This window comes from Chryseobacterium sp. RR2-3-20, assembly GCF_017808115.1.
Lineage (GTDB): Bacteria > Bacteroidota > Bacteroidia > Flavobacteriales > Weeksellaceae > Chryseobacterium > Chryseobacterium oryzae.
In genome coordinates this window covers 1-24,685 of sequence record NZ_JADQBD010000006.1, presented here as the reverse complement: position 1 = coordinate 24,685, position 24,685 = coordinate 1, and the positions used below count along the sequence as shown (strand labels likewise).

The following is a 24,685-nucleotide window of genomic DNA, read 5'->3' as shown; positions in this document are numbered from 1 at the left end:
TGTAAATGTAAGAAATCGGAATTATTTAAACGATAAGTTTATATCCTATTCCTTTTAAAGTCTGTATGGTATTAATACCCAGTTTTTCGCGAAGCCTTCTGATATGAACATCTATTGTTCTTTCACCAACAATAACATCATTTCCCCAAACTTTTTCCAGAATTTCTTCTCGTTTAAAAACTTTTTCGGTGTTGGAAGCTAAAAGATACAACAAATCAAATTCTTTTTTTGGCAATAAAAACTGCTGTCCGCTTTTAGAAACCCTGAAATTATCTTTATCAATAATTAAATCTCCTATTTCTATCAGTTTAGATTGATCTGAAACCTGAGAAGTGAGTTTAAGAAGAGCATTTACCTTAGATATAAGAATTTTAGGTTTAATGATTTTCACGATATAATCATTCGCTCCCGCCTGAAAACCGGCCAACTGAGAAAACTCTTCGCTTCTTGCAGAAAGAAATACAATAAGTGTTTTTTGCAGTTCTTTTATTTTACGAAGTTCCTGACAGGTTTCAATACCATCTTTCTCCGGCATCATTACATCCAGCAAAATAAGATCCGGGATAATTTCTTTTGCTTTTTCTATTCCTTCATTACCATTTGTAGCGGTGAATATGTGATAACCTTCTTTTTCCAAATTATAAGAAAGAATTTCAAGAATATCCAATTCATCGTCTATTAGAAGTATTTTCTTTTGGCTCATTTTAAATTTTTACGTTTCAAAGTTAACAATTTTTGAATGATGAATTAACATAATGCTTATCGTTCATATAAAGTTAACAATTATAAAGCTTTCGTAATGTTTAGTTAAGAAAAATTTAAATTTTACTAAACCAGACAAAGCACGAAACTTTTATTCCTTTGCACCGAAAGTAATAGTAAAAAGAAAATGAATTTTAGAAAACTGAGTATCGCTGCTTTATTCCTTACTACAACAGGAACATTGTTTTACGCTCAAGAAAAGAATGACACCCTGAAAAATGAGAAAAAAATTGAAGGGGTAGTTATTAAAGGATCTACCAAAAAATCTACTGAAGCCAACCTTATTAATATGCAGAAAAAATCTGTTGAGGTAATAGAAAGAGTGGGTGCTGTGCAATTGGCAAAACAAGGTGTGGGCGATGCAGCAACAGCTGTAACAAAAGCAACAGGAACTACAAAACAAGAAGGTAGCGGGCAGATTTTTGTAAGAGGACTTGGTGACAGATACAATAGTACAACATTAAACGGATTGCCAATTCCTTCGGACGATCCGGAATATAAAAACATCAATCTTGAGATTTTTAAAACTTCAATGATTGAATATCTTTCTTTAGATAAAGTTTACAACCCAAAAATGTTGGGTGACTTTGGAGGTGCAAGTGTAAACATTGTTTCGAAAGAACATACAGGAAAACCTTATTTTAAAATAGGTTTAGGAAGCAGTATCAATCTTCAAACTTATAATAAAAAAGATTTCAAACTTCAAGACGGAGGACCTGGATTTTTTGGATTTAAAGAAAGTAAATTTATTAAAGGAAATCCTTACCAAACCTACCCTTTTACCACAAAATGGAATTTTAAAAACGCAGACAATCCTTTTAATTCTGACATGAACATTGAAGGAGGTGCGAGTTTTGGAAAATTTTCAGTTTTTGCTTATGCAGGTTTTGAAAACTCTTATGAATTTAGCCAAGGACAAGAAGGTTACTATTTCCGTGACAATACTCCGAGCAAAAAATTTACAGATGTAGAACGTTCGAAATATACAACGAATACAACTGCATTATTAAATTTAGCATATAAATTCAATGCTAATAACAAAATTAACTTTACTTCAAACTTTATACATTCTTCTGATCAGTCTGCGAAAATCTACAAAGGATATTCTTATGATGTTGATAGAGATGTAATCATCAACAGAGGTGATAATAAAATCACAAATACATGGGTAAATCAGTTATTAGGAACTCACAAGTTAAACGACAGCTGGACTGGAGAATGGGCAGTTGGATACAATATGCTAAACAGCAAAAGACCAGATCGTTTGCAAAATACCATCGATGCAACAAATATGCAGCTTATTGCAGCGAGTGCCATTAATAACCACAGATATTTTGATGAACTGAAAGACAATACTGTTTTAGGACATGCATATCTTACAAAAAAATTAGACAGATTTAAAATTACCTTAGGATACGACGGCCAATATAAAGACAGAAGATTTGAGAATACTACCATCGGTATGAACTACAATCTTGTAACGCAGATTGACCCTAATAATATTGATGCTTTCATCAATCCGATGAATAATTCTTTATTTGTTTATCAGACATTTCAACCTACAGATAAATTATTTACTCCTTTCTTTTATACTGCAAAGCAGAACATCCAATCTGGCTTAGCAAATGTAGATATTAATATTTCAGACAATTTTGTTGTACAGGTTGGAGGACGTTTCGACTACATCGATATGAAAATGAAATGGTTAGACGCGATAGCTGGAGAAGGTAATAAAAATAAACAATACAATAAGTTTTTACCTGCTCTAAATGCAAAATATAGCGTTAACGACAAACAAAATCTAAGATTAGCTTTCTCTAAAACGTACACTTTACCACAAGCAAAGGAAATCATACCGATTGCATATTATGACGTAACAAACAACATTTACGGTAACGAATATCTATATCCTTCGGATAATTATAATGCAGATCTTAAATGGGAATTTTTCCCGAAATCTGGTGAAGTAATTTCTTTAACCGCTTTTGGTAAATATATCCAAAATGCTATTGCAAGAACTTCTTATGCGAGTTCTGCACCAAGTGATATGTCGTATTTCAATGTTTCAGATTGGGGATACATTGCAGGTGCTGAAGCAGAATTCAGAAAAGACATTTATTCTTGGAACAATTCTAAATTGTACACATTCATTAATGCTACATATATGCATTCTCAACAGAAATTTAAATCTGAAGATCAAATTTCAAGAGAAAATGGTGGTGAAAAAGACATCACTCGCGGAAAAAGAATTGTTTTCAACACAGAAAAAGATGCAATGCAAGGTGTGGCAGACTTTATTGCCAACGTTAATTTAGGATACAACTACAAATGGAACAGCAATCTAAACAGTTTAGATTTTGTAGTTTCTTATTCTCACATAGGAAAAAACCTTTACACAGTAGGAACTGGAGGTATTGGTAACTTTTATGAAGTACCAAGAGAAATTCTGGATGCTAACATAACATTCAACTTAAAGAATATCGGTATTGGTATTTCTGCAAGAAACCTATTAAATCCTCATTTCAAAATTGAACAAGAAAATACTTCTCAGACTTTTATCCATAAAGATTATACAAAAGGACGCCAATTAGGTCTGAACTTATCTTATAAATTTTAATAAAAAATAAATCAATAAAAGAATTATGAAAAAAACATTTTTAAACGCAGCTTTATTCTTATCAATGGTTGCCACAGTTTCTACAACGGCGATATCGTGTAGTAATTCTGATGACGATTCTTCACAAACTGTTTCTTCTTTAGATCCTTCTAACTTCAAAGGAAATATTGCAGCAGGAACTATAGTAACACTAGATGCTTCAAAAGTATATACCATTACAGGTAGAGTTTTAGTAGAAAACGGTGCTACTCTTATTATTCCTGAAGGAACAAGAATTACTGTAGCTGAAGGTGCTAATTATCTTATCGTAGATAAAGGTGGTAAAATTTTCATGAACGGAACAGCAGCAAAACCAATCGTATTCGAAGGTACTGCACACAAGCAAGGACATTGGGGAGGTATTGTTATCTTAGGAAATGCTCCTACAAACAGAACTGCTGCAGGAACTTCTACTTCTGAACTTGGAGATTTAACATACGGCGGTACTAACACGTCTGATAATTCTGGAGTTATGAAATACGTAGTAATTAAAGACAGTGGTTTCAAATACAATCCTGAAAAAGAATTTAACGGTCTATCTTTATTCGGAGTTGGTAGCGGAACAACAGTTTCTTATGTTGCTGTAATCGACGGTGCAGATGATGGTATTGAATTTTTCGGTGGAAATGTAAACGCAGATCACTTACTTGTACTAGGTGTTGGTGATGACAGTATAGACTGGACTGAAGGATGGCAAGGAAGCGCTAACTATATTTATGCTGCAAGAAAAAAACAATATCAAAACGCTGCAGAGCCAGGAAACAGAGGTATTGAAGCAGATACTCAGGATACCAATCCAAATACAACTTTTGGAAACGGAGTTTCTAATCCAAACATTACCAATGCAACTTTCTTAGGAAACACTTCAGGTTCTGAATCTCAAGGTATGAAAGTAAGAGCAGGATCAAACGGAAAATTCGACAATATCGTTTTAGCAAACTTCGCTACAGGTTTAGATTTTGAAACTGACAGAACATTATCTTGGTTCCAAGGTGGTTCTTACATTAAAAACCTAAACTTCGTGAACGTTACAACGAAATCTAAAGCTAAAAACACAGCAGGAACAGCAGTAGATATTTCTTCAATTTTCTCAGAAAATGCAAATGCAAACGGTGCAGGAAGCGGAACTGCTTTACCAGATTGGGCTAAATCTTGGAGCGGAGTAAGCTCTTTCGATACTACCGATGCAATGAATTAATAAAATTCAGAAAAGACACTTCATATTAACAAAAATAGCACTTGAATATTGTTCAAGTGCTATTTTGTATATTTTTAGAGATAAATTTCTAAGCAGCCTTTTTACTTTCCGATACAAAACTTAGAAAAAATATTTCCTAACACTTCGTCATTAGTAAATTCTCCTGAAATTTCTCCTAGATTTTCTAAAGCATTGCGGAGTTCGTAAGACAATAGCTCTGTTGTAATTTGAAAATTGACAGCTTCTTCCACTTTCCTTACGGAAGTAAGGGATTTTTGCAAGGCTTCATAATGCCGCTGATTAGTAATGATAACATTTCCTTCTTCAGATTTCAGTTGCTCTACATAGGAAGATAATTCATTTTTCAAATCCTGGATATTCTGATTTTCAACTGCTGAAATTTTGATAAAATCAAATTCCTGAGTGATAGATTCTCTTAAAACATTTTCTATGCTTTCATATTGATCAGGAATTACTTCATCAATTTTTGTGGCACAAATAATCAGTTTCAAATCTTCCCTCAATAAAGATTTTAGCACTTCTATATCTTCCGAAAAATCTTGGGTTGCAGCGTCAATAAGATAAACAAGAACTTCTGCATTTTCTACTTTTTCTTTAGCTTTTTTGACCCCAATAGCTTCAATTTCATCTGAAGTTTCGCGTAAACCTGCTGTATCAATCAGTCGGAAAGCATGACCTTTTATATGAAGAATTTCCTCAATCGTATCTCTTGTAGTTCCTGCAATATTGCTCACAATAGCTCTTTCTTCTTTCAAAAGAGCATTTAAAAGTGTAGATTTTCCGGCATTCGGTTTCCCGATAATGGCAACCGCAGTTCCATTTTTGATGGCATTTCCGTATTGGAAACTTTCAATCAGAGAATTCAGTTTTTCTTCAATTTTAGAAAGCAGAGATTTCAGTGCAGTTCGGTCGGCAAATTCTACATCTTCTTCTGCAAAATCCAGTTCCAACTCAATAAGTGAAGTAAAATTCAGCAAATCGTTTCTTAGGAAAGAAATCTCATTAGAAATTCCGCCTTTTAACTGATTTAAAGCCACTTTTCTACTCGCCTCATTCTCAGATGCAATCAAATCTGCAATAGATTCAGCTTGGGAAAGATCAATCCTTCCATTCATAAAAGCACGCATGGTAAATTCACCTGCTTTTGCCATTCTTGCTCCGTTTTTTATTAAAACCTCAAGAATTTTTTTGGCAATATAAGGCGAACCGTGAAAAGAGATCTCCACAGAATTTTCTGTTGTAAACGTTTTCGGGGCATGAAATACCGAAACCATCACTTCATCAATTACCTCATAATCATCTTTTATAAAACCATACTGAACGGTATGAGAAGCTACTTTAGTTAGATTTTTACCTTCAAAAACCGCATTTACAATTTCAAAAGATTTTTCTCCGGAAATTCTGATAATTCCGATTGCTCCCATTCCGTTGGCGGTTGCCAGTGCGCAGATTGTGTCCTGATTCATAATGCAAAATTACGGAAATTTAAAAAGTGAAAGCTTTAATTTTCGAGGATGTGGATGCAGAAACATAACTTTTTAGATTTTCATATTTTTTAGGAGCCGGGAACCTGCTTTCCGTTTCAATTCTCGCTCGGACGGCTCCGCTTCGCTCCGCCGCCTCACTGCGGGATTTCCACTACAATCAGGGTTATTAACTGTAAAAAAAAATCACCTTCGAAAAGGTGATTCATAAATAAAATATTGTTTTCAAGCTACAAAGGGCTCACCAAATGCAAAAACCACTCTTTTACTTCGCCTTGCAGATGTGGTGCAAGCTTTTCTTCACAGGTTTTGTGGTAAGTATTCAGCCAATTAATTTCTTCAGAAGAAAGAAGCTCTTTTACTACAGTGTCTTTAAAAAACGGACAAATCGTTAAGGTTTCGAATTCATAAAAAATTCCGTTTGCAGTAGCTTCAGATTCTTTTACGGCAATAAGATTTTCATGACGAATCCCATATTCTCCCTCTACATAATATCCAGGTTCGTTGGAACACACCATTCCTATCATTAATTCCTGAGGATTCAAATCTTTTCTTATATTTTGAGGTCCTTCATGTACATTCATAAAACTTCCCACACCGTGTCCTGTTCCGTGGTTGTAATCTTTACCGTTCATCCACAAAGGCAATCTTGCGATAGCATCCAGCTGAACTCCTTTGGTACCTTTAGGAAATTTCACCATTGATAAACGAATCATCCCCTGCAAAACCAACGTAGAATTGATTTTAAACTCCTCCGAAACTGCCCCTAAAGCCAAAGTTCGGGTAATATCGGTTGTTCCTTCTAGATACTGACCTCCGGAATCTACCAAAATACTTGCATCATTGCTAACTTCATTACTTCCTTCAGATTTGGCAGAATAATGAATCACAGCACCATTATTTTTATATCCTATGATGCTTCCGAAACTTTCTCCCACGAAGTTTTCTTCTGCCGCACGAAACTCTCTTAATTTTTGCCCGATAGAATATTCATTCATAGCTTCTTTGCCGGCATTTTGGGTAAGCCAGTAAAGAAATTTCACCATAGCAACGCCGTCTCTTACCATCACTTTTCTGAAACCATCCAGCTCAGTTTCATTTTTCTGAGCCTTCATCAAATTTCCAGGAGGATTAGCTTTTATAAAGGTATTGCCCGCTTTTAAAGCTTCAAAAACAGATTGATTGCTGTTTGGAGACACCAAAATATTTTCATTGCTGAAGTTTCTCAAATGACTGTAAAAATCTTCATAAGGCATCATTTTTACGAAAGATTCATCCATCTGCTTTCTGGCTTCCACATCCATTTTATCAAGATCTGTGAAAAGAATAGCATCATTTTTTGTAATGATAATATACCCTAAAAATACAGGATTGCTTTCTACATCACTGCCCCTAAGGTTCAAAGTCCATGCAACATCATCAAGACTTGAAATAATATGAACCGTAGCTTCCTGCTCTTCCATTTTCTGGCGGATTGCAGAAATTTTATCACTTACAGATTTCCCTGCTCTTTCTATAGGATGCGTATAAATCGGATTTTTTGAAGGAGTACCTCTTTCTTTCCAAATTTCTTTTAATAAAGGGAGATCTACCAGAGTTAAATTTTTTGCATTCAGTTTCTGATGCAAAAGTTCCCAGTTGGAGTGGGAAGTTGCCAAAGCATTTACCGCAACTTTTCCGTTGGAAGGAATTTCAGAAATAATCCAGTCGATATAATTAGGAGTTCCCTCCATTCCGTCTTTAAAAAGATCAATCCCCGAACCAGCCAGTTCTACAGGAGCCTGAGTAAAATATCTTCCATCTGTCCACAGCCCTGCTTTATCTTTTGTAACTACCACAAAGCCGGCAGAACCCATAAATCCCGAAAGCCAAGCTCTCTCCTGCCATTCCTGAGGCAAATATTCGCTCATGTGAGGATCTGCAGAATATACTATAAACGCATCAATATTGTTTTTCTGCATTTCTTCACGAAGTGCAGCTACTTTTTCCTTTGAAGTCATTTTTTTACCAATTTTAAAGATGGAAAGTTACGGAATTTTAAAATTTTGAAATCATCTGAACCGTTAAAAAAAACCTAAGATTATACCGTTTTGCATTTCAAATTTTGTTTTTCAGAAGTAAATGAAACGGTTTTGTTTGCCTTTATTTTCAGTATTTTTTTAAAATTACTTGTCTCTACTTGCGTTTTTTTCATTATCAGAACATGTTTTTCTCTTTTTGCTGATTCAATTTTAAAAATTTGGAAAGGTTATTGCTATTCTGCTCTTATGAAACCACAGAATTATCAAAACCACAGAAAATTTTATCCGCTACACCACTTCGTTTTATTGCCGATACTTTTCTTTTTAGAAATATTGGGGATTTATAAAGTTTTTAAAGATTCTGAAAACGAACTTATATGGATTTTGTTTTCCGTTCTCATTTTTTTAATTCTTTTTTTTAGCATTATGGTTCGCCAGCATTATGCATTAGGACTTCAGAACAGAATCGTAAGGCTTGAATTTAAACAGAGATATTTTGAAATCTATGGTGAAAGATCAGATGAAACTGAAGGAAAACTGAAATTCAGCCAGATTGCAGCTTTACGTTTTGCTTATGATGATGAATTTAAAATTCTTCTGGAAAAAACATTAAAAGAAAACCTGAGCGGTGATGAGATTAAAAAATCTATTAAAAACTGGCGGGGTGATTATCACAGAATTTAAACAATATTAAAACAAATCAATAAAATTAAATTATTATGAAAAAATTAGCTTTATTCAGCGTTACATTAATGTCTTTAATGCTTTTAACAAGCTGTGAGGCGGTAGAAACAATCTTCAAAGCCGGTATGTGGTGGGGAATTATCGTAGTGGTAGGAATTCTGGGTCTTATCTTGTGGTTATTTTCAAGAGGTAAAAACTCATAAATCATGGAAAATTCTGATCTTGAAATTATTTCGCACCTAAAACCTTCCAAGATCATCAAAATTACGAAAGATCCGGTGGCTTCTGCAAAAGCGGTAAATTTAATTTACACCTCAGATGCAGAAGCTTCCGGCATTATCCGCCGAAAAAGAGGAAAAAAATTTCAGTATTTTAAAAACGATGAGAAGATTAAGGATAAAGATGAAATTAAACGCATCAACAGTTTGGTAATTCCTCCTGCTTGGGAAAATGTATGGATTTGTGCATTAGATAACGGGCATCTTCAGGCAACAGGTTTTGATGTAAAAAAAAGAAAGCAATACCGTTATCATCCTTTGTGGAGTGCTCTCAGAAACCATACCAAATTCTACAGAATGCTTCAGTTTGGGTATGCTTTGCCCGAAATACGTTTACAGCTTGAAAAAGATTTAGCCTTAAAAAATTTTGAAAAAAGGAAAATTTTAGCCTTAATTGTAAGTTTGATGCAGCGTACAAATATCCGTATTGGAAACAACATTTACGAAAAACTTTACGGATCTTTTGGACTGACTACTCTTAAAGAAAAACACGTAAAAATAGAGGGGCAAAAGATTAATTTTTCTTTCAAAGGTAAAAAAGGGGTAATGCACGACGTTAATCTGAAAAGTAAAAGGTTGGCAAAACTCATCATGAAATGTAAGGAAATCCCGGGAAAAGAGCTTTTTCAGTATATTGATGATGAAGGAAAAAGGCATTCTGTAGATTCCGGAATGGTAAATGACTATATAAAAGAACTGAGTGGTGAAGATTTCACGGCTAAAGACTTCAGAACATGGTCGGGAACGGTGAATGCTTTAATTGCTTTTAAGGAAATTGGTTATGCCGAAAATAATTCTCAGTATAAAAAGAAAATAAAAGCAGCTCTGGATATTGTGGCAGAACATTTGGGAAACACCAGTACCGTGTGCAGAAAATACTATGTACACCCATTAGTCATCAACCTTTATGAAAATAATACCATAAAAAAATACCTGGACGAACTGGAAACTATTGAGAAAGATGACGGAAAAGCAGGATTAACTCACGAAGAAAAGCTCGTTTTAAAAATTCTTGAAACAGAGAAAATGTAAATTTCAGATTCAATGATTCCAAACTTATTTCTGAAATAAATCACGTCAGAGAATCTTTCATCATAAGTTTTAAAAGTTGTAAATTTGTGAAAAAGCAAAACAAACAATACAACGATATGTCAAAAGCAATTTCGCAAGTCCCTTTTGCAGTAAACGAGCCTGTAACATCTTATTTACCAGGATCTTCAGAAGTAAAATCTCTTCTTGCCACTTACAAAAAAATGTGGGCAGAAAAAACTGAAGTACCGATGATTATTAACGGTAAAGAAGTTAAAACGGGAGATAAAGTACAACTACAGTCACCACAGGATCACACTCATGATTTTGGATTCTACCATAAAGGAACCATGCAGCATGTAGATGATGCCATTAATGCCGCTTTAGCAGCAAAAAAACAGTGGAACGAACTGGGTTGGGAACAGCGTGCAGCCATTTTCTTAAAAGCAGCTGATCTTTTGGCAGGACCTTACAGAGACGTAATTAATGCTGCAACCATGATTGGGCAGTCTAAAAATGTTCATCAGACTGAAATTGATGCAGCGTGTGAATTGATAGATTTCCTAAGATTCAACGTAGAATTTATGACGGAAATGTATTCTGAGCAACCAGTCTCTGATGCAGGAATCTGGAACAGAGTAGAATACAGACCATTAGAAGGTTTCTGTTTTGCAGTAACTCCGTTCAACTTTACAGCAATTTCAGGAAACCTGCCAACCTGTATGGCAATGCTCGGGAATGTAGTGGTCTGGAAACCATCAGACAAGCAAATTTATTCTGCGAAAGTAATTATGGATGTTTTAGCAGAAGCTGGTCTTCCTGCAGGTGTTATTAACATGATTTTTACAGACGGAAAAGAAACTGCTGATAAAGTTTTGGCACACAGAGATTTTGCTGGACTTCATTTTACAGGTTCTACAAAGGTTTTTCAGGGAATGTGGAAAATGATTGGCGATAATATTCATAATTACAGAACGTACCCTAGAATTGTAGGTGAAACGGGAGGAAAAGATTTTGTGATTGCCCATTCTTCTGCTAATGTGGAGGCTGTAGCTACAGCTTTGGTAAGAGGTGCTTACGAATATCAGGGGCAGAAGTGTTCGGCAGCTTCCAGAGCATATATTCCTAAATCTATTTGGAATGATGTGAAAAAAGTAATGGAAACTCAGATTTCATCTATAAAAATAGGTTCTCCTGAAGATCCTTCCAATTTTGTGAACGCTGTAATTGATAAAAACTCTTTTGAAAAATGTAAAGGATATATCGACAGAGCCAATGCTTCTATCGAAGCCAACGTAGTAATCGGTGGTAAAACAGATGATTCTAAAGGTTGGTTTGTTTACCCTACCGTAATTGAAACCACAAATCCTCATTACGAAAGTATGGTTGAGGAAATCTTTGGTCCTATTTTATCTATCTATGTATATGAAGATGAACAATGGGCAGAAACTTTGCAGCTGGTAGATTCTTCATCTCCTTATTCCTTAACGGGATCTGTTTTTGCACAAGACAGATATGTAATTAATGAAGCATTCAAAGCTTTGGAAAATGCATCAGGAAACTTCTATATCAACGACAAGCCAACGGGTGCCGTTGTAGGGCAACAGCCTTTCGGCGGAGGAAGAGCTTCCGGAACCAATGATAAAGCCGGTTCTAAGATGAATCTTTTGAGATGGACTTCAGTAAGATCCATCAAAGAAACTTTTGTTTCTCCTAAAGATTACAAATATCCATATTTGGGATAAAATTAAAATATCATTAACAAAAAAAGCCTTGAAAATAAATTTTTAAGGCTTTTTTACTAATATGTTTAATAAAATATTATTTTTTATCTTCTAATTTATGTACTTTTTTGGTACCTTCATACATTTCGTATTGTAAAAATCTTGTTTCCAATTTTCCGTTGAAAAGTTTAATTTTTCTTGAAGGACGAAGTCCAATTTTCTTTACCGCTTCCAGATCAGAAGAAATGAGCCAAGCCAAAGTATTTGGATAATTCGTTTTAAAAGTATCCCCTATTTTCTTATAAAAATCGTCATCATTAATGGAAATTCTCTCGTCATATGGAGGATTGAAAACCATTAACAAAGGGAAAAGATCTTTTTTAGAATCGAAGAAATTCTGTTTTCTCACTTCAATAATATCTTCCATTTCTGCAGATTCTACATTGGTTCTTGCGGCATTCAGCATTCTCGCATCAATATCATAACCAACAATTTTACCTGTAAATTCTTTCACTCTGTTTACCCTTACTTCTTTAATCTTAGAAAACAAATCTGCATCGTAGTTTTTCCAGTTCTGGAATGAAAATCTTCTTCTGAAAATCTGAGCAGGCAAATCGAGTGCAATCATTGCAGCTTCAATTAAAAGAGTTCCCGAACCACACATTGGATCCAGAAAATTTCCTTTTCCGTCCCAACCAGCCAACTGAAGCATACCGCTTGCCAAAACTTCATTAATAGGAGCTTCTCCCTGCTCTTTTCTGTAACCTCTTTTGAAGAGCGGATCGCCGGAAGAATCGAGAGAAATGGTAACCAATTCACGATCAATATGCAAGTGAAATTTTATATCCGGAGATTTTGTTTCTATACTTGGTCTTTTATGGTATTTGTTCTGAAAATAATCTACAATGGCATCCTTCATCTTAAAAGTCATGAATTGGGAATGCTTGAATCTTTCAGAATTTACCGTAGAATCTATTGCAAATGTTTGATCTACGTCCATAAACTCGTCCCATTCAAACTTAAAAAGCTTATCGTAAAATTTACTTTCATTGAACGCTTTAAATTCGAGAATAGGAATAATAATTTTAAGAGCAGTTCTAGCAGAATAATTTATTTTGTATAAAAAGCCTAAATCGCCTTCACAGTTTACTGCACGATTTTTAATTTCTACGTTTCTTCCGCCAAGCTTTTTTATTTCTTCCGCCAAGATAACTTCCAGTCCGAAAAATGTTTTTATCTGAATTTTGAGATTTTCTGTATCCATTCTGCAAAAATAGTCAAATTTTACTCGTTAAGTTGTGTTGATGGGTTTTGAGTATAAAATAATCTCATAATCTCATGAATACTGTTTTGATTCATGATTTTGCTTAGGTTAAGCTTCCAACAAAAATCCTTACTTTTGCAATATGGAATGGTTTGAATCTTGGTTTGATACCCCTTATTATCACATACTTTACAGCAACAGAGATTACACAGAAGCAGAAAATTTCATTACTGCATTAACATCTGAACTTCAACTTGCAAAATCATCAAAAATAATAGATTTAGCCTGTGGCAAAGGAAGACATTCGGTTTTTCTGAATCAGCTTGGTTACGATGTTTTAGGCTTGGATCTTTCTAAACAAAGTATTGATCATAATAAAAAATTTGAAACTCATGGCACTGAACCTGCACTTCATTTTCAGGTTCATGATATGCGAAATCCCATAAAAGCCAAACCTGTAGACGCAGTTTTTAACCTTTTTACAAGTTTTGGATATTTTGATAATGAGGAAGATGACCGAAAAGTTTTTCAGTCTGTACATGAAATTCTTAAACCAGAAGGTTATTTTGTTCTCGATTATCTTAATGAACAGTTTGTAAGAAATACTTTAGTTCCTGAAGCAACTGTAACCAGAGAGGGAATTGATTTTAAAATTTCCAAAAAAATCGAAGGGAGACACATCATAAAGGATATACAATTTGAAGCTGATGGTAAATCTCATCATTTTTTTGAAAAAGTGAAGCTTCACACTTTAGAAACCATTGAAAATTACGCTCAAGAATGTGGGTTTGAAAGAATCACAATCTGGGGAGATTATCAACTGAACGATTTTGAAAAAGAAAAATCTCCACGTTGCATTAACCTATTCAGGAAGAAATAACAGCCTTTATGATTTTTATTTTACTTATATTAAGTGTTGTTGCTGGAGTTTTACTGGGAAAATACTTTGGTAAAAAAGAAAAGTTCGCAAAAAATCTTTTAATTGTAAGCGCCGGTTTTTTAATTACAATCTGCCTGAACGAAGTTTTTCCGGAAGTTTATCACAGCGAAACTGAAAATTTAGGCATTTTTGTTATCGGAGGTGTATTGCTTCAAATGATTTTAGAGGCTCTTACAAAAGGTTTTGAGCACGGACATTTTCATCATCACAGCGAAAACAATATCTTGCCTATGGCTCTCATGGTAGGGCTTTTTATCCATGCATTTATAGAAGGAATTCCTTTAGGAAATGAGGAAAACCCTTTTTCTCCGTATTTAATGGGAATTTTGGTACACAACATCCCGATTTCTTTTATATTGGGAGCATTTTTATTTAATAGAAAGAGCACTAAAGCATCTTATCCATCAATACTCATTGTCGCTTTATTTGCGTTGGCTTCACCTTTTGGAATGCTGTTAGGAAATTATTTCAATCCAGAATGGCAGCCTTATTTTCTGGCTATTGTAGGAGGAATTTTTCTTCATATTTCGTCTGTAATTATTTTTGAAAGTAATAAAAATCATAATGTAGACTGGACGAAAATTGGATTGGTGCTTTTAGGCGTTTCTCTTGCATTAATGATACATCTGTTCCATGTACATCCTCATTCAGAACATATTCATTAAAATCATCAATAACGAAAATAAAAAAGGCTTCAAAATTATCTTTCGAAGCCTTTTTTTATACTAACTTATTGATATTAAAATTTCCAACCAACAGTTACAAAAATATTATTTCTCACATTTTTCACATCCGAAACAACAGAATTTGGAGTTGCAACATCAAAATCTGAAGAATAATATCCTGTTCCGAAATCTGAATGACCTGCTAAGAACGGATTTTTATAATTTGAAGTAATATTCTGATAAGCAGCATCTATATAGAATTTTCCAAAATCATAGCCCAATCCTGCCCCAATCATATTTCTATCACCCAAAATCATATTGCTGAAATTGGTCTGAGCAGTAGATCCTGAGTTGGTAAATGCGCTAACCGTCATATTATCAAACGGGCTAGATGTATAAGAGTATCCTCCTCTTAAACGGAAAGATTTAATTCTATATTCCGCTCCCACTTTTATTTCAGATAAATTTTTGTAGGTATCACTGAAAAAAGAGTTTAATTCTTTTTCAGCATCTCCTTGAACTTTATAATGTGGTTTTGTAATACCCAAGGTATAATCTACATTAATGGCAAAATTCTTACTTGCTACAAAAGCTCCACTTAAAGTTGCTTTCATTGGAGATCTGAAAGTTCTGTCTTCAACAAAGCTATCCTGATAAACGTATCCGTCTGTTCCAGTATAATAGTCTGTATAAACTCTATCCAAAGACCACCAAGTAGGAGTTTCTATAGATGCTCCCAATCTAAGCTGATTTGTAATTTTTCCTAAAACTCCGACCGTTGCAGAAAACCCGTTAGATTTTTCTGAGAACGGAGTATATTGTTTATTGAATGTATATGCCGTTTTATCTAAATCTAGACCAAAACTAGCACTGTCGTACTGTTGTAAATCTACATAATGCATATTTACACTAGCTCCCAAATAAAGTGAGTTATTGTAATTGGCACCAACACCTAAATTAAATTTAGTTTGAGTTCCGTATCTGTTATAAGCATGTCCTAAATAGGATAAATTTCCTACTACATTATTTCCAGAACCATCCACAAGATTTTTAGAAATAACAACATTTGAATTTCCCGGAGATTCTACATAATTTTCCAAAGATGTTGTGGACATATTTGCTCCTAAATTGATGAATTTCCAAGGTGTTTCTGTCATCAATTGAAATGCTGCCACACCTCCTACATTCCCAAGATTAACTTTGCTGATGTTATAGTTAACCGAATTTCCGGCTAATGTACTTGTATTTTTATTGTTTTCCACAGAAAGCGTTACGGAAACATCACCCGCAATAGCCACACCTAATCCGGCAGGATTGGTAAGTAAAGAAGAAGCATCTCCTCCTAAAGCACCATTAGAACCCGCCATTGCGTTAAATTTAGAGCTTCCCGTCATAGGTGTGTTAGAATACACATCTACTGAATTTCTGATTACCGATATATCCTGAGCCTGCAGATAAAAAGCTGCAGTAACACTCATTAGTACAAGAGATTTTTTTAACATTATTTTCAAGAATAGTTATTAATTTATATTATCTACCACCAGATCTAAAACCGCCGCCTCCGCCGCCAGATCTGAAGCCGCCTCCACCGCCTGAAGAACCACCTCTAAATCCACCACCGCTTCCGGAGTTAAAACCACCAGATCTGAATCCTCCATTATCGCTTGGTCTGCTAAAGTTGTCATTTCTTCTTGGTTGAGACTGAGGTCTGTAATCGTAGTTAGGTCTTTGCTGATTCATGTTACCGTTAGGATTTCTCATCCCTGGCTGATTTCTGAATCCGCCATTATCCGAACCTTGTCGGAATCCGCCGTTGTTAGCACCTTGTCTAAATCCTCCGTCTCCACTTCCTTGTCTGAATCCTGAATTATTACCACCTTGACGATAGCCATTAGCATTTCCGGATCTGAAACCATTTGTATTATTACGGAATCCTGAAGCTGTATTCATATTTCTATATCCATATAAAGCTCCTCCATTAAAGCCAGATCTGCCATTTGCTCCGCTTCTTCTATACGAAGGAACATAATAATTTCCTCCCCAATAACCATTTCTCCAACCCCAATAAGGATTGCCATACCATCCACCATAATAAGGGTTTCCCCAGCTATTCCAGCCCATTCCCCAATAAGGATTGTAGCCTCCCCATCCCCAACCGGATCCCCAGCCGAAAGACATGCTCATACCCCAACCAGAACCCCAGCCCCAGTAAGGATTATATCCCCAACCCCATGGAGAACCCCAACCCATCATTCCGTAACCGTAGCCCCAAGAATTATCATAATAATTGGTTTGGCTTCCTGCAAAATTTCCCCAATCGGAATCTGTTGCATTGTTATTCCAATTGGTATTGCTCCAATCGTTATAACGGTTATTCTGTTGTTGCTGGTTAATTTGAGAATTTTCAATTACACTGCTGTCGCTATAATAATCGTAGTAATCTCCTACTCTGTTTCCTTCATTATTAATAATTACACCTTCCGGAAGAGTATCTTTATTGGGATCGTAATAAACACCGTCTGTTTCACTGTATCCTCCCATTTGGGCACCACATGACATTAACAATAAACCACTTGAAACAGCTAAAATACCTTTAGATTTTAGAGTTTCAAATAAAAATTTATGTATATTTCTTTTCATGATAATGTATTATTTTTTTTAATTTAAATTATATTTGCATTCGGTACCAAAAATATACCAATTGTTGGTGCGAAAAATCTATCAAAAATAAATCTTTATTTTTAGATTACATAATTTTACAAAAGTTAAAATATTAAAAAAAAATTAATGGCAAAATTAACTTCAAGAAGCGAAGATTACAGCAAGTGGTACAATGAGTTAGTTGTAAAAGCAGATTTAGCAGAAAACTCCGGAGTAAGAGGTTCTATGGTGATAAAACCATACGGATACGCAATTTGGGAGAAGATGCGTGACGAAATGGACAAAAAATTCAAAGAAACGGGTCACGTTAATGCTTATTTCCCTCTTTTTGTTCCCAAAAGCTTGTTTGAAGCTGAAGAAAAAAATGCCGAAGGGTTCGCAAAAGAATGTGCAGTTGTTACCCATTACAGACTGAAAACCGACCCTAGCAATCCTCATAAACTAATCGTAGATCCAGATGCAAAGCTGGAAGAAGAACTTATCGTAAGACCTACTTCCGAAGCCATTATATGGAATACCTACAAAAATTGGATTCAATCTTACAGAGATTTGCCAATTCTTATTAACCAATGGGCAAACGTTGTAAGATGGGAAATGAGAACCAGATTATTTCTAAGAACTTCAGAGTTTCTTTGGCAGGAAGGTCATACAGCACACGCTACTCGTGATGAAGCCGTAGAAGAAGCAGAAAAAATGAATAAGGTATATGCAGATTTTGCAGAAAATTTCATGGCCATTCCTGTTATTCAGGGATTAAAAACTCCTTCGGAGAGATTTGCGGGAGCTGATGAAACATATTGCATTGAAGCATTAATGCAGGACGGTAAAGCTTTACAGGCAGGAACTTCTCACTTTTTAGGACAAAATTTCGCTAAAGCTTTTGATGTTAAATTTACCAACAAAGAAGGAAAAATAGAATATGCATGGGCAACTTCTTGGGGAACATCAACACGTTTAATGGGAGCTTTAATCATGACTCACTCTGATGATTTCGGTCTCATACTTCCTCCAACATTAGCTCCTATACAAGTGGTTATTGTTCCTATTTTCAAAGGAGAAGAACAGCTTAATGAAATAAGTAAAGTTGCTTTGGAAATTCAGAATAAATTAAAATTAAAAGGTATCTCGGTAAAATTTGATAATGATACCCAAAACAAACCAGGTTGGAAATTTGCCGAATACGAACTAAAAGGAGTTCCTTTAAGAATTGCCATCGGACCGAAAGACTTAGAAAATAAATCTGTTGAAATTGCACGAAGAGACAATCTTACAAAAGAAGTACGCCCTTTAGAAGGGTTAGATTCTTATATTGAAGACCTTTTAAAAACTATTCAGGAAGATATTTATAAAAAAGCGTTCACTTTCCGTGAAGAAAACATTACAAAAGTAGATTCTTACGAAGAATTCAAAAAAGTTCTTGAAGAAAAAGGAGGATTTATTTATGCTCATTGGGATGGAACGGCTGAAGAAGAAGAGCAGATTAAAGAAGAAACAAAAGCAACCATACGATGCATTCCTCTGAATGATGATATTGAAGAAGGAGTTTCTATGGTAAGCGGAAAACCTTCTAAAAGAAGAGTTTTATTTGCTAAAGCTTATTAAACTTAACATAATAATTTACTAAATCTATAAAAATTTTTAAAATTTTTATAGATTTTATATTTTACAACCATTTTTGGATGAATTTTTGTTTAATTTTAAATAACATTAATTTTAAAAAATAAATTATTATGGCATTAAACATTATTGATCTTATTAAAGGGCAACTTGGAGCCGCATTAGTTTCTCAGACAGCCTCACAACTGGGAGAAAGCGAATCGGGAATTTCTAAAGCTATTTCAGGATTACTTCCTGTGGTGATTGGAGGTTTGGCAAACAATTCAGACAACCCAACTGTATTAGATACTGTAGCTAACTCGTCTTCGAACGGAATTTTGGGGAGTTTATCGAGTGCAACATCAGGTAATTCTTTTATATCGGGATTATTAACATCAATTTTTGGAGATAAACTAATCGGAATTATCAACAGCGTTGCTACTTATGCTGGAATCAGCAACAATTCTTCTTCATCTTTATTGAATATGGTTACAGGAGCAACCGTAGGATCTATAGGAAAATATGCTTCTGAAAACAATTTAGACCGAAACGGAATTACATCTTTATTAAATGACCAAAAAGGAATAATTTCTACTTTATTACCTGCAGGTCTTTCTTTAGCATCCCTTAATGTAGGAGATTGGGCTAAAGGATATGGTTTTGAAGGAAATGAAAATCCTGCAACAAAGCCAGTAGTTGATGCTCCACCGCGTGTAGAAGTAACAAGAAGTACGGCAGAAACAGGAACTTTTTCGGATAGAACTACTTCTTCAGAAGGTGGATCTATATGGAAATGGCTTTTACCAGTCATTCTTTTGCTTGCTGCATCTTATTTTCTTTGGCAACAATGTCGTAAGAGCGAAACTACCACTACTACAAGTGTAGAAGGCGATTCTTTAAAGACCAAAACCGATACAACTACTGTGAATTCCACAGCAACTACCACAAAAGTAGATGAAGATATCGACCTTAATGGTACAGCACTTAAAGGATACAGAAACGGTATGGAAGATCAAATGATTTCTTTCCTTAAATCTGGAGAATACACCAATGCAAAAGATGACGCTGCACTAAAAAACAGATGGTTCGATTTCGACCATGTAAATTTTAAAATGGGAAGTGCAAACCAACTTGAAGCAGGTTCAGAAAGTCAGTTACAAAATTTAGTTGCTATTTTAAAAGCTTTTCCTGATGCAAAAATAAAAATTGGTGGTTACACCGATAAAACAGGAAATGAAGCTAACAATTTAAAACTATCTGCTGAAAGAGCTAACTTCATTAAAGATTGGTTATCTAACCAAGGAGTAGCATCACAAGTAATTGCTGCCGATGGATATGGAAGCGAATTTGCAAAAGTAGACGCAAAAGCTTCTGATGCAGAAAGAGCAGTAGACAGAAAAATGTCTGTAAGATTTACAAAATAAACTTCATTTAAAAAATAAATGATTAAATCCTGAAAAATTTTTCAGGATTTTTTTTGATACCTGCAATAGAATTCGTTTAATTTAATTAATTTTGTTAGTATATTCTAACAATACATGAATTTCAAAATAAAAGAAGGCTGGAGAAAAGAAAAAGTATCAGATTCCTTGCCTGAAGTTTTCTCTTCTATTCACATCCCGAAAAAATCAGGATTTTGGCGAAAGTATCTTGCATTTGCAGGACCAGGCTTAATGATTGCAGTTGGGTATATGGATCCTGGTAATTGGGCTACCGATATTGCCGGTGGTGCTCAGTTTGGATATACTCTACTTTCTGTAATTCTTATATCCAATATTTTTGCTATGGTTTTACAGCACCTTTCCGTAAAACTTGGGGTTGCAACCGAACGAGATTTAGCGCAGGCTTGTAGAGATCACTTTTCTCCAACTACGAATGTTATTCTTTGGATTCTTTGCGAAATAGCAATTGCTGCTTGCGATCTTGCCGAAGTTATCGGGTCTGCAATCGCACTCAATTTACTTTTCGGAATTCCATTAACATGGGGTATTGTTATTACAACTATCGACGTACTTTTAATATTATTACTTCAGGCAAAAGGATTCAGATGGGTGGAAAGTATTGTTGGAGGATTAATTTTTATCATTCTAATTTGTTTTGGGTATGAACTTATCATTTCAAAACCAGAAATTAATCAGATTTTAGGCGGTTTAGTTCCACAGAAAGAAATCATCACCAATCCTGCTGCACTTTATATCGGAATAGGGATTTTAGGTGCCACAGTAATGCCCCATAACTTATATCTTCACAGCAGTATTGTGCAGACAAGAGATTACGATAGAGATAGAGCAGGAAAAAAAGAAGCTATAAAATTTGCAACTTTAGACAGTACAGTTTCCCTTTTAATTGCTTTTTTCATTAACGCTGCAATTCTTATTTTGGCTGCAGCAACTTTCCATACGACGGGAAATCAGCACATTGCAGATATTCATGATGCCTATAAAATGCTGACTCCAATTTTGGGAGCTTCCATGGCGAGTATTGCTTTTGCCATTGCTCTTTTAGCATCCGGACAAAATTCTACACTTACAGGAACGCTTGCCGGACAAATCGTAATGGAAGGATTTCTGAACATCCGTCTGAAGCCATGGCTCAGAAGGCTAATTACCAGACTTATTGCGGTGATTCCTGCTCTTATTGTAGCAATACTTTACGGAGAACAGGGTACTACAGATTTATTGGTTTTAAGCCAGGTTATTCTATCCATGCAACTGAGTTTTGCCGTAGTTCCTCTGGTAATGTTTACCAACGACAAATCTAAAATGGGAGAATTTGTGAACAAACCCATTCTAAAAATTTCTGTATGGATTATTTCAGGAATTATTATTGTGCTTAATCTATACCTTTTGTATCAAACAGTTTTCGGGTAATTTTTCAGGAGCTTTTTCCCGCTTTCCGTTGCAATCTTTTTTTTCAAAAAAGGATTTCCACTGCAATCGGGGCTAATGATGAATACTTTTGAATGATAGAACTACTATTGTAATTTAAGGATTTCAACTTTCAATATTTATTAATTAACCTGAGTTTGGGATAAGGATTTATAAAACGCAAAGCTAAACAAAAGATTAAAATTTTTGATTTACATATCTTGTAAGATAAACCAAGACGTATAACTTAGCAAAGTAACACAAGGTTTTGTGTTATTTTGCTAAACAAAGTGCCTTTGTATAGCTTGAAAGCATTTCAAAAAGTAAACTTCTCTTTGTTTTTATTTGCGATAAAATAATTAATATCGGAATATCAGAACTATTTAAAATATTTCTTATCCCAACTCACGTTAATTATGTTTCAAAAAAAAAGAGATTTTTAGCCCAGATAGTAACGGTTACCCCGCAACTTGTAAGGGACAGCTTCGGAATAAGCCAAGGAAAGATTGGGCGTGAGGAGTATGAGTGGATAGCTGGAAATAGCTCCTTGAAATCTTAATTACTTTCATATTAGAAAATAAACTCTGCCTAATTGTCATTATTTTTTATTTGGCAAACTGTTTGACAAATCACAATGTAAAAAGTTATTGAATTATGGAAAATCAGGATATCAACGAAGAAAACATCAATAAACACGAAGAAAACGCAAACGAATCTCAGAATAATCAACAGGAAAATGTGGCAGAAACCCCAACTGCAGAAGAACTTTTGGCAGTGGAGAAAGATCGTTACATTAGATTGTATGCGGAATTCGAAAATTATAAAAAAAGAACTTCCAAAGAAAAAATGGAATTCTTCCAATATGCAAACCAAGACATGATGATTTCTATGTTGGGAGTATTGGATGATTTCGAAAGAGCTCTAAAAGAAATTGCTAAAAACGGAAGTGAAGCAGATCTTCAAGGTGTTGAATTAATTTATAATAAATTCAAAAATAAACTTACTGAAAAGGGATTAAAAGCAATGGAAGTAAGAGCAGGTGATAATTTTAATGTAGATTTTCATGAAGCTATTACGCAAATCCCGGCTCCAACGCCCGAACTAAAAGGTAAAATAGTAGATGTTATTGAAACAGGATACACTTTAGGAGACAAAGTAATCCGTTTTGCTAAAGTAGTAACCGGAAACTAAAATTCGTTAATGATAAATGATGAGTGATTATTGAAGAAAATTTTCACTTAGTATTATGAAAAATCAATAATCATTTATCAACATCAATTATAATATATCATGTCAAAAAGAGATTATTACGAGGTTCTAGAGATAAGCAAATCTGCCAGTTCCGAAGAAATAAAGAAAGCATACCGAAAAATGGCTATTAAGCATCATCCAGACAAAAATCCGGGTGATAAAGTAGCTGAAGAAAAATTTAAAGAAGCAGCAGAAGCTTATGAAGCTTTGAGTGACGACCAAAAACGTGCTCGATATGACCAGTTCGGTCATGCCGGTGTTGGAGGAAACGGAGGCTTTGGAGGCGGAGGCTTCGGCGGAGGTATGAACATGGAAGATATTTTCAGCCAGTTTGGAGATATTTTCGGAGGAGGTTTCGGAGGTTTTGGCGGCGGAGGCGGCCGTCAACAGGTAAAAGGTTCTAATTTGCGAGTTAGAATTAAACTAAATCTGGATGAAATGGTGAACGGAACCCAGAAAACTCTCAACGTAAAAAAAATGAAGCTTGCGGAAGGTGCAACTTCAAAAACATGTCCTACATGTAACGGTTCCGGGGTTCAAATGAAAGTAATGAACACCATGTTCGGACAAATGCAAACCCAAACTACCTGCGGAACTTGCCAGGGAATCGGGAAAGTTGCAGACAAAATTCCGGCAGGAGCCAATGCTCAAGGATTGATAAAAGATGATGAGGAAGTTACAATCAGTATTCCTGCAGGAGCTAGAGACGGAATACAGCTTAACGTAAGAGGAAAAGGTAATGATGCACCTTTTGGCGGAGTTCCTGGAGATCTTTTGGTTATTATTGAAGAGGAAGCAGATGCTACTATAAAGAGAGAAGGCGATAATCTTCATCAGGAATTATATATTTCTTTTGCAGAGGCAGCTTTGGGGACTAAAAAAGAAATCCCTACAGTTGGTGGTAAAGTGAAAATTACCATTGATGCAGGAACACAATCCGGAAAAATATTAAGATTAGCAGGAAAAGGATTACCAAGCATAGACAGCTACGGAAAAGGCGATATGTTTATTCATATTAACGTATGGACTCCACAAAAGCTTACAAAAGACCAAAAAGAATTTTTCGAAAAACAAATGAACAGCGGAGAAATGGTTGCTGAACCCTCTGGTAAAGAAAAAACTTTTTTCGACAAAGTAAAAGATTTATTTAATTAAAAATAGGAGGCTTTTTACAAGCCTCTTGTCTATTTTATCATAAAAAACTTATCCACAAACTGCGCTAGAAACTACTGAACTCATAAATAGATCTTAGATTTTTTTGTAATTTCGACGCGCAATTTAAAACTATTTCAAATGAATTATCAGCTTCAGCTGCGAACGCCCGAGTCTAATCTTACCCTTGTTTTTCATGCTATTGTGTTTGATTCTTTCAAGGTGAATGTTATTGAAAGATATACCGGGAAAGGAACAAAATTGTGCGAGGTAGTACTTAAGGTAAGAACCTTGGATGACCAAATTGTCCACAGAAAAGATGGATTTATAAAAAGGTTTATTAGTCAAAAATAGTTGGTAAAATTCTTTGTACTACTGATTGTTACTGATGATATAGAAAGTTTATTGAACTTTGTTTCAATAAACTTTTTT

At 34.9% G+C, this 24,685-nt stretch carries 20 protein-coding genes; 14 read left to right on the top strand and 6 right to left on the bottom strand.

Annotated features, from left to right (window positions below; all coding sequences use genetic code 11):
* Positions 1-25: 25 nt before the first annotated feature.
* Complete coding sequence (locus tag IV513_RS02575) at positions 26-703, bottom strand: response regulator transcription factor (RefSeq protein ID WP_209388955.1); 678 nt, start codon at positions 701-703, stop codon at positions 26-28.
* A 186-nt stretch (positions 704-889) separates the two neighbouring features.
* Between IV513_RS02575 and IV513_RS02570 the strand changes: the two genes are divergently transcribed.
* Both IV513_RS02570 and IV513_RS02565 read left to right on the top strand, forming a co-directional pair.
* The gene (locus IV513_RS02570; RefSeq protein ID WP_209388954.1) at positions 890-3,379 is read left to right on the top strand and encodes a TonB-dependent receptor; all 2,490 of its coding nucleotides are present in this window, start codon (positions 890-892) and stop codon (positions 3,377-3,379) included.
* Positions 3,380-3,404: 25 nt separating this feature from the next.
* Positions 3,405-4,616 carry a hypothetical protein gene (locus tag IV513_RS02565; RefSeq protein WP_209388953.1) on the top strand — a complete coding sequence of 404 codons (1,212 nt, stop codon included), beginning with the start codon at positions 3,405-3,407 and terminating at the stop codon, positions 4,614-4,616.
* A gap of 101 nt (positions 4,617-4,717) precedes the next feature.
* Here the strand turns inward: IV513_RS02565 and mnmE are convergent, their stop codons facing one another.
* Together mnmE and IV513_RS02555 are read right to left on the bottom strand one after the other, a co-directional pair.
* Positions 4,718-6,103 (bottom strand): tRNA uridine-5-carboxymethylaminomethyl(34) synthesis GTPase MnmE, encoded by a 1,386-nt coding sequence (gene mnmE, locus IV513_RS02560; protein ID WP_209388952.1) that lies wholly within the window; start codon positions 6,101-6,103, stop codon positions 4,718-4,720.
* Positions 6,104-6,351: 248 nt separating this feature from the next.
* On the bottom strand, positions 6,352-8,121 hold the full coding sequence (locus IV513_RS02555) for an aminopeptidase P family protein (protein WP_209388951.1): 1,770 nt from the start codon (positions 8,119-8,121) through the stop codon (positions 6,352-6,354).
* A gap of 267 nt (positions 8,122-8,388) precedes the next feature.
* Here IV513_RS02555 and IV513_RS02550 point away from each other — a divergent pair, with 267 nt between their 5' ends.
* The 4 genes from IV513_RS02550 (at position 8,389) to pruA (ending at position 11,878) form a co-directional block, all read left to right on the top strand.
* Positions 8,389-8,826 (top strand): DUF6526 family protein, encoded by a 438-nt coding sequence (locus IV513_RS02550; RefSeq protein ID WP_209388950.1) that lies wholly within the window; start codon positions 8,389-8,391, stop codon positions 8,824-8,826.
* 35 nt (positions 8,827-8,861) lie between these two features.
* Positions 8,862-9,029 (top strand): phosphatidate cytidylyltransferase, encoded by a 168-nt coding sequence (locus tag IV513_RS02545; RefSeq protein WP_209388949.1) that lies wholly within the window; start codon positions 8,862-8,864, stop codon positions 9,027-9,029.
* A 3-nt stretch (positions 9,030-9,032) separates the two neighbouring features.
* Positions 9,033-10,136 carry a DNA topoisomerase IB gene (locus tag IV513_RS02540; protein ID WP_209388948.1) on the top strand — a complete coding sequence of 368 codons (1,104 nt, stop codon included), beginning with the start codon at positions 9,033-9,035 and terminating at the stop codon, positions 10,134-10,136.
* A 116-nt stretch (positions 10,137-10,252) separates the two neighbouring features.
* Positions 10,253-11,878, top strand: coding sequence for an L-glutamate gamma-semialdehyde dehydrogenase (gene pruA / locus IV513_RS02535; protein WP_209388947.1), 1,626 nt, complete (start codon positions 10,253-10,255; stop codon positions 11,876-11,878).
* A gap of 76 nt (positions 11,879-11,954) precedes the next feature.
* Here the strand turns inward: pruA and IV513_RS02530 are convergent, their stop codons facing one another.
* The gene (locus IV513_RS02530; RefSeq protein ID WP_209388946.1) at positions 11,955-13,121 is read right to left on the bottom strand and encodes a class I SAM-dependent RNA methyltransferase; all 1,167 of its coding nucleotides are present in this window, start codon (positions 13,119-13,121) and stop codon (positions 11,955-11,957) included.
* Between the two features lie 142 nt (positions 13,122-13,263).
* Here IV513_RS02530 and IV513_RS02525 point away from each other — a divergent pair, with 142 nt between their 5' ends.
* Together IV513_RS02525 and IV513_RS02520 are read left to right on the top strand one after the other, a co-directional pair.
* Complete coding sequence (locus IV513_RS02525) at positions 13,264-14,001, top strand: cyclopropane-fatty-acyl-phospholipid synthase family protein (protein WP_209388945.1); 738 nt, start codon at positions 13,264-13,266, stop codon at positions 13,999-14,001.
* A gap of 8 nt (positions 14,002-14,009) precedes the next feature.
* A complete protein-coding gene (locus tag IV513_RS02520; RefSeq protein WP_209388944.1) occupies positions 14,010-14,726 on the top strand; it encodes a ZIP family metal transporter in 717 nt (238 codons plus the stop codon).
* Between the two features lie 74 nt (positions 14,727-14,800).
* Here the strand turns inward: IV513_RS02520 and IV513_RS02515 are convergent, their stop codons facing one another.
* Together IV513_RS02515 and IV513_RS02510 are read right to left on the bottom strand one after the other, a co-directional pair.
* Positions 14,801-16,204 carry an OmpP1/FadL family transporter gene (locus IV513_RS02515; RefSeq protein ID WP_245168835.1) on the bottom strand — a complete coding sequence of 468 codons (1,404 nt, stop codon included), beginning with the start codon at positions 16,202-16,204 and terminating at the stop codon, positions 14,801-14,803.
* 52 nt (positions 16,205-16,256) lie between these two features.
* The gene (locus IV513_RS02510) at positions 16,257-17,366 is read right to left on the bottom strand and encodes a prolyl-tRNA synthetase (RefSeq protein ID WP_209388942.1); all 1,110 of its coding nucleotides are present in this window, start codon (positions 17,364-17,366) and stop codon (positions 16,257-16,259) included.
* Between the two features lie 147 nt (positions 17,367-17,513).
* Here IV513_RS02510 and proS point away from each other — a divergent pair, with 147 nt between their 5' ends.
* From proS to IV513_RS02480, 6 genes are all read left to right on the top strand, one after another.
* A complete protein-coding gene (gene proS, locus IV513_RS02505) occupies positions 17,514-18,989 on the top strand; it encodes a proline--tRNA ligase (protein ID WP_209388941.1) in 1,476 nt (491 codons plus the stop codon).
* 128 nt (positions 18,990-19,117) lie between these two features.
* Positions 19,118-20,407, top strand: coding sequence for an OmpA family protein (locus IV513_RS02500; protein ID WP_209388940.1), 1,290 nt, complete (start codon positions 19,118-19,120; stop codon positions 20,405-20,407).
* Between the two features lie 114 nt (positions 20,408-20,521).
* Positions 20,522-21,853 carry an Nramp family divalent metal transporter gene (locus IV513_RS02495; protein WP_209388939.1) on the top strand — a complete coding sequence of 444 codons (1,332 nt, stop codon included), beginning with the start codon at positions 20,522-20,524 and terminating at the stop codon, positions 21,851-21,853.
* Between the two features lie 651 nt (positions 21,854-22,504).
* Positions 22,505-23,041 (top strand): nucleotide exchange factor GrpE, encoded by a 537-nt coding sequence (locus IV513_RS02490; RefSeq protein WP_209388938.1) that lies wholly within the window; start codon positions 22,505-22,507, stop codon positions 23,039-23,041.
* A 99-nt stretch (positions 23,042-23,140) separates the two neighbouring features.
* Positions 23,141-24,256: a molecular chaperone DnaJ gene (gene dnaJ / locus IV513_RS02485; protein ID WP_209388937.1), complete on the top strand. Its 1,116-nt coding sequence runs from the start codon at positions 23,141-23,143 to the stop codon at positions 24,254-24,256.
* A gap of 138 nt (positions 24,257-24,394) precedes the next feature.
* Entirely contained in the window at positions 24,395-24,607 is a 213-nt protein-coding gene (locus IV513_RS02480; protein WP_209388936.1) for a hypothetical protein, read from the top strand.
* Positions 24,608-24,685 lie beyond the last annotated feature (78 nt).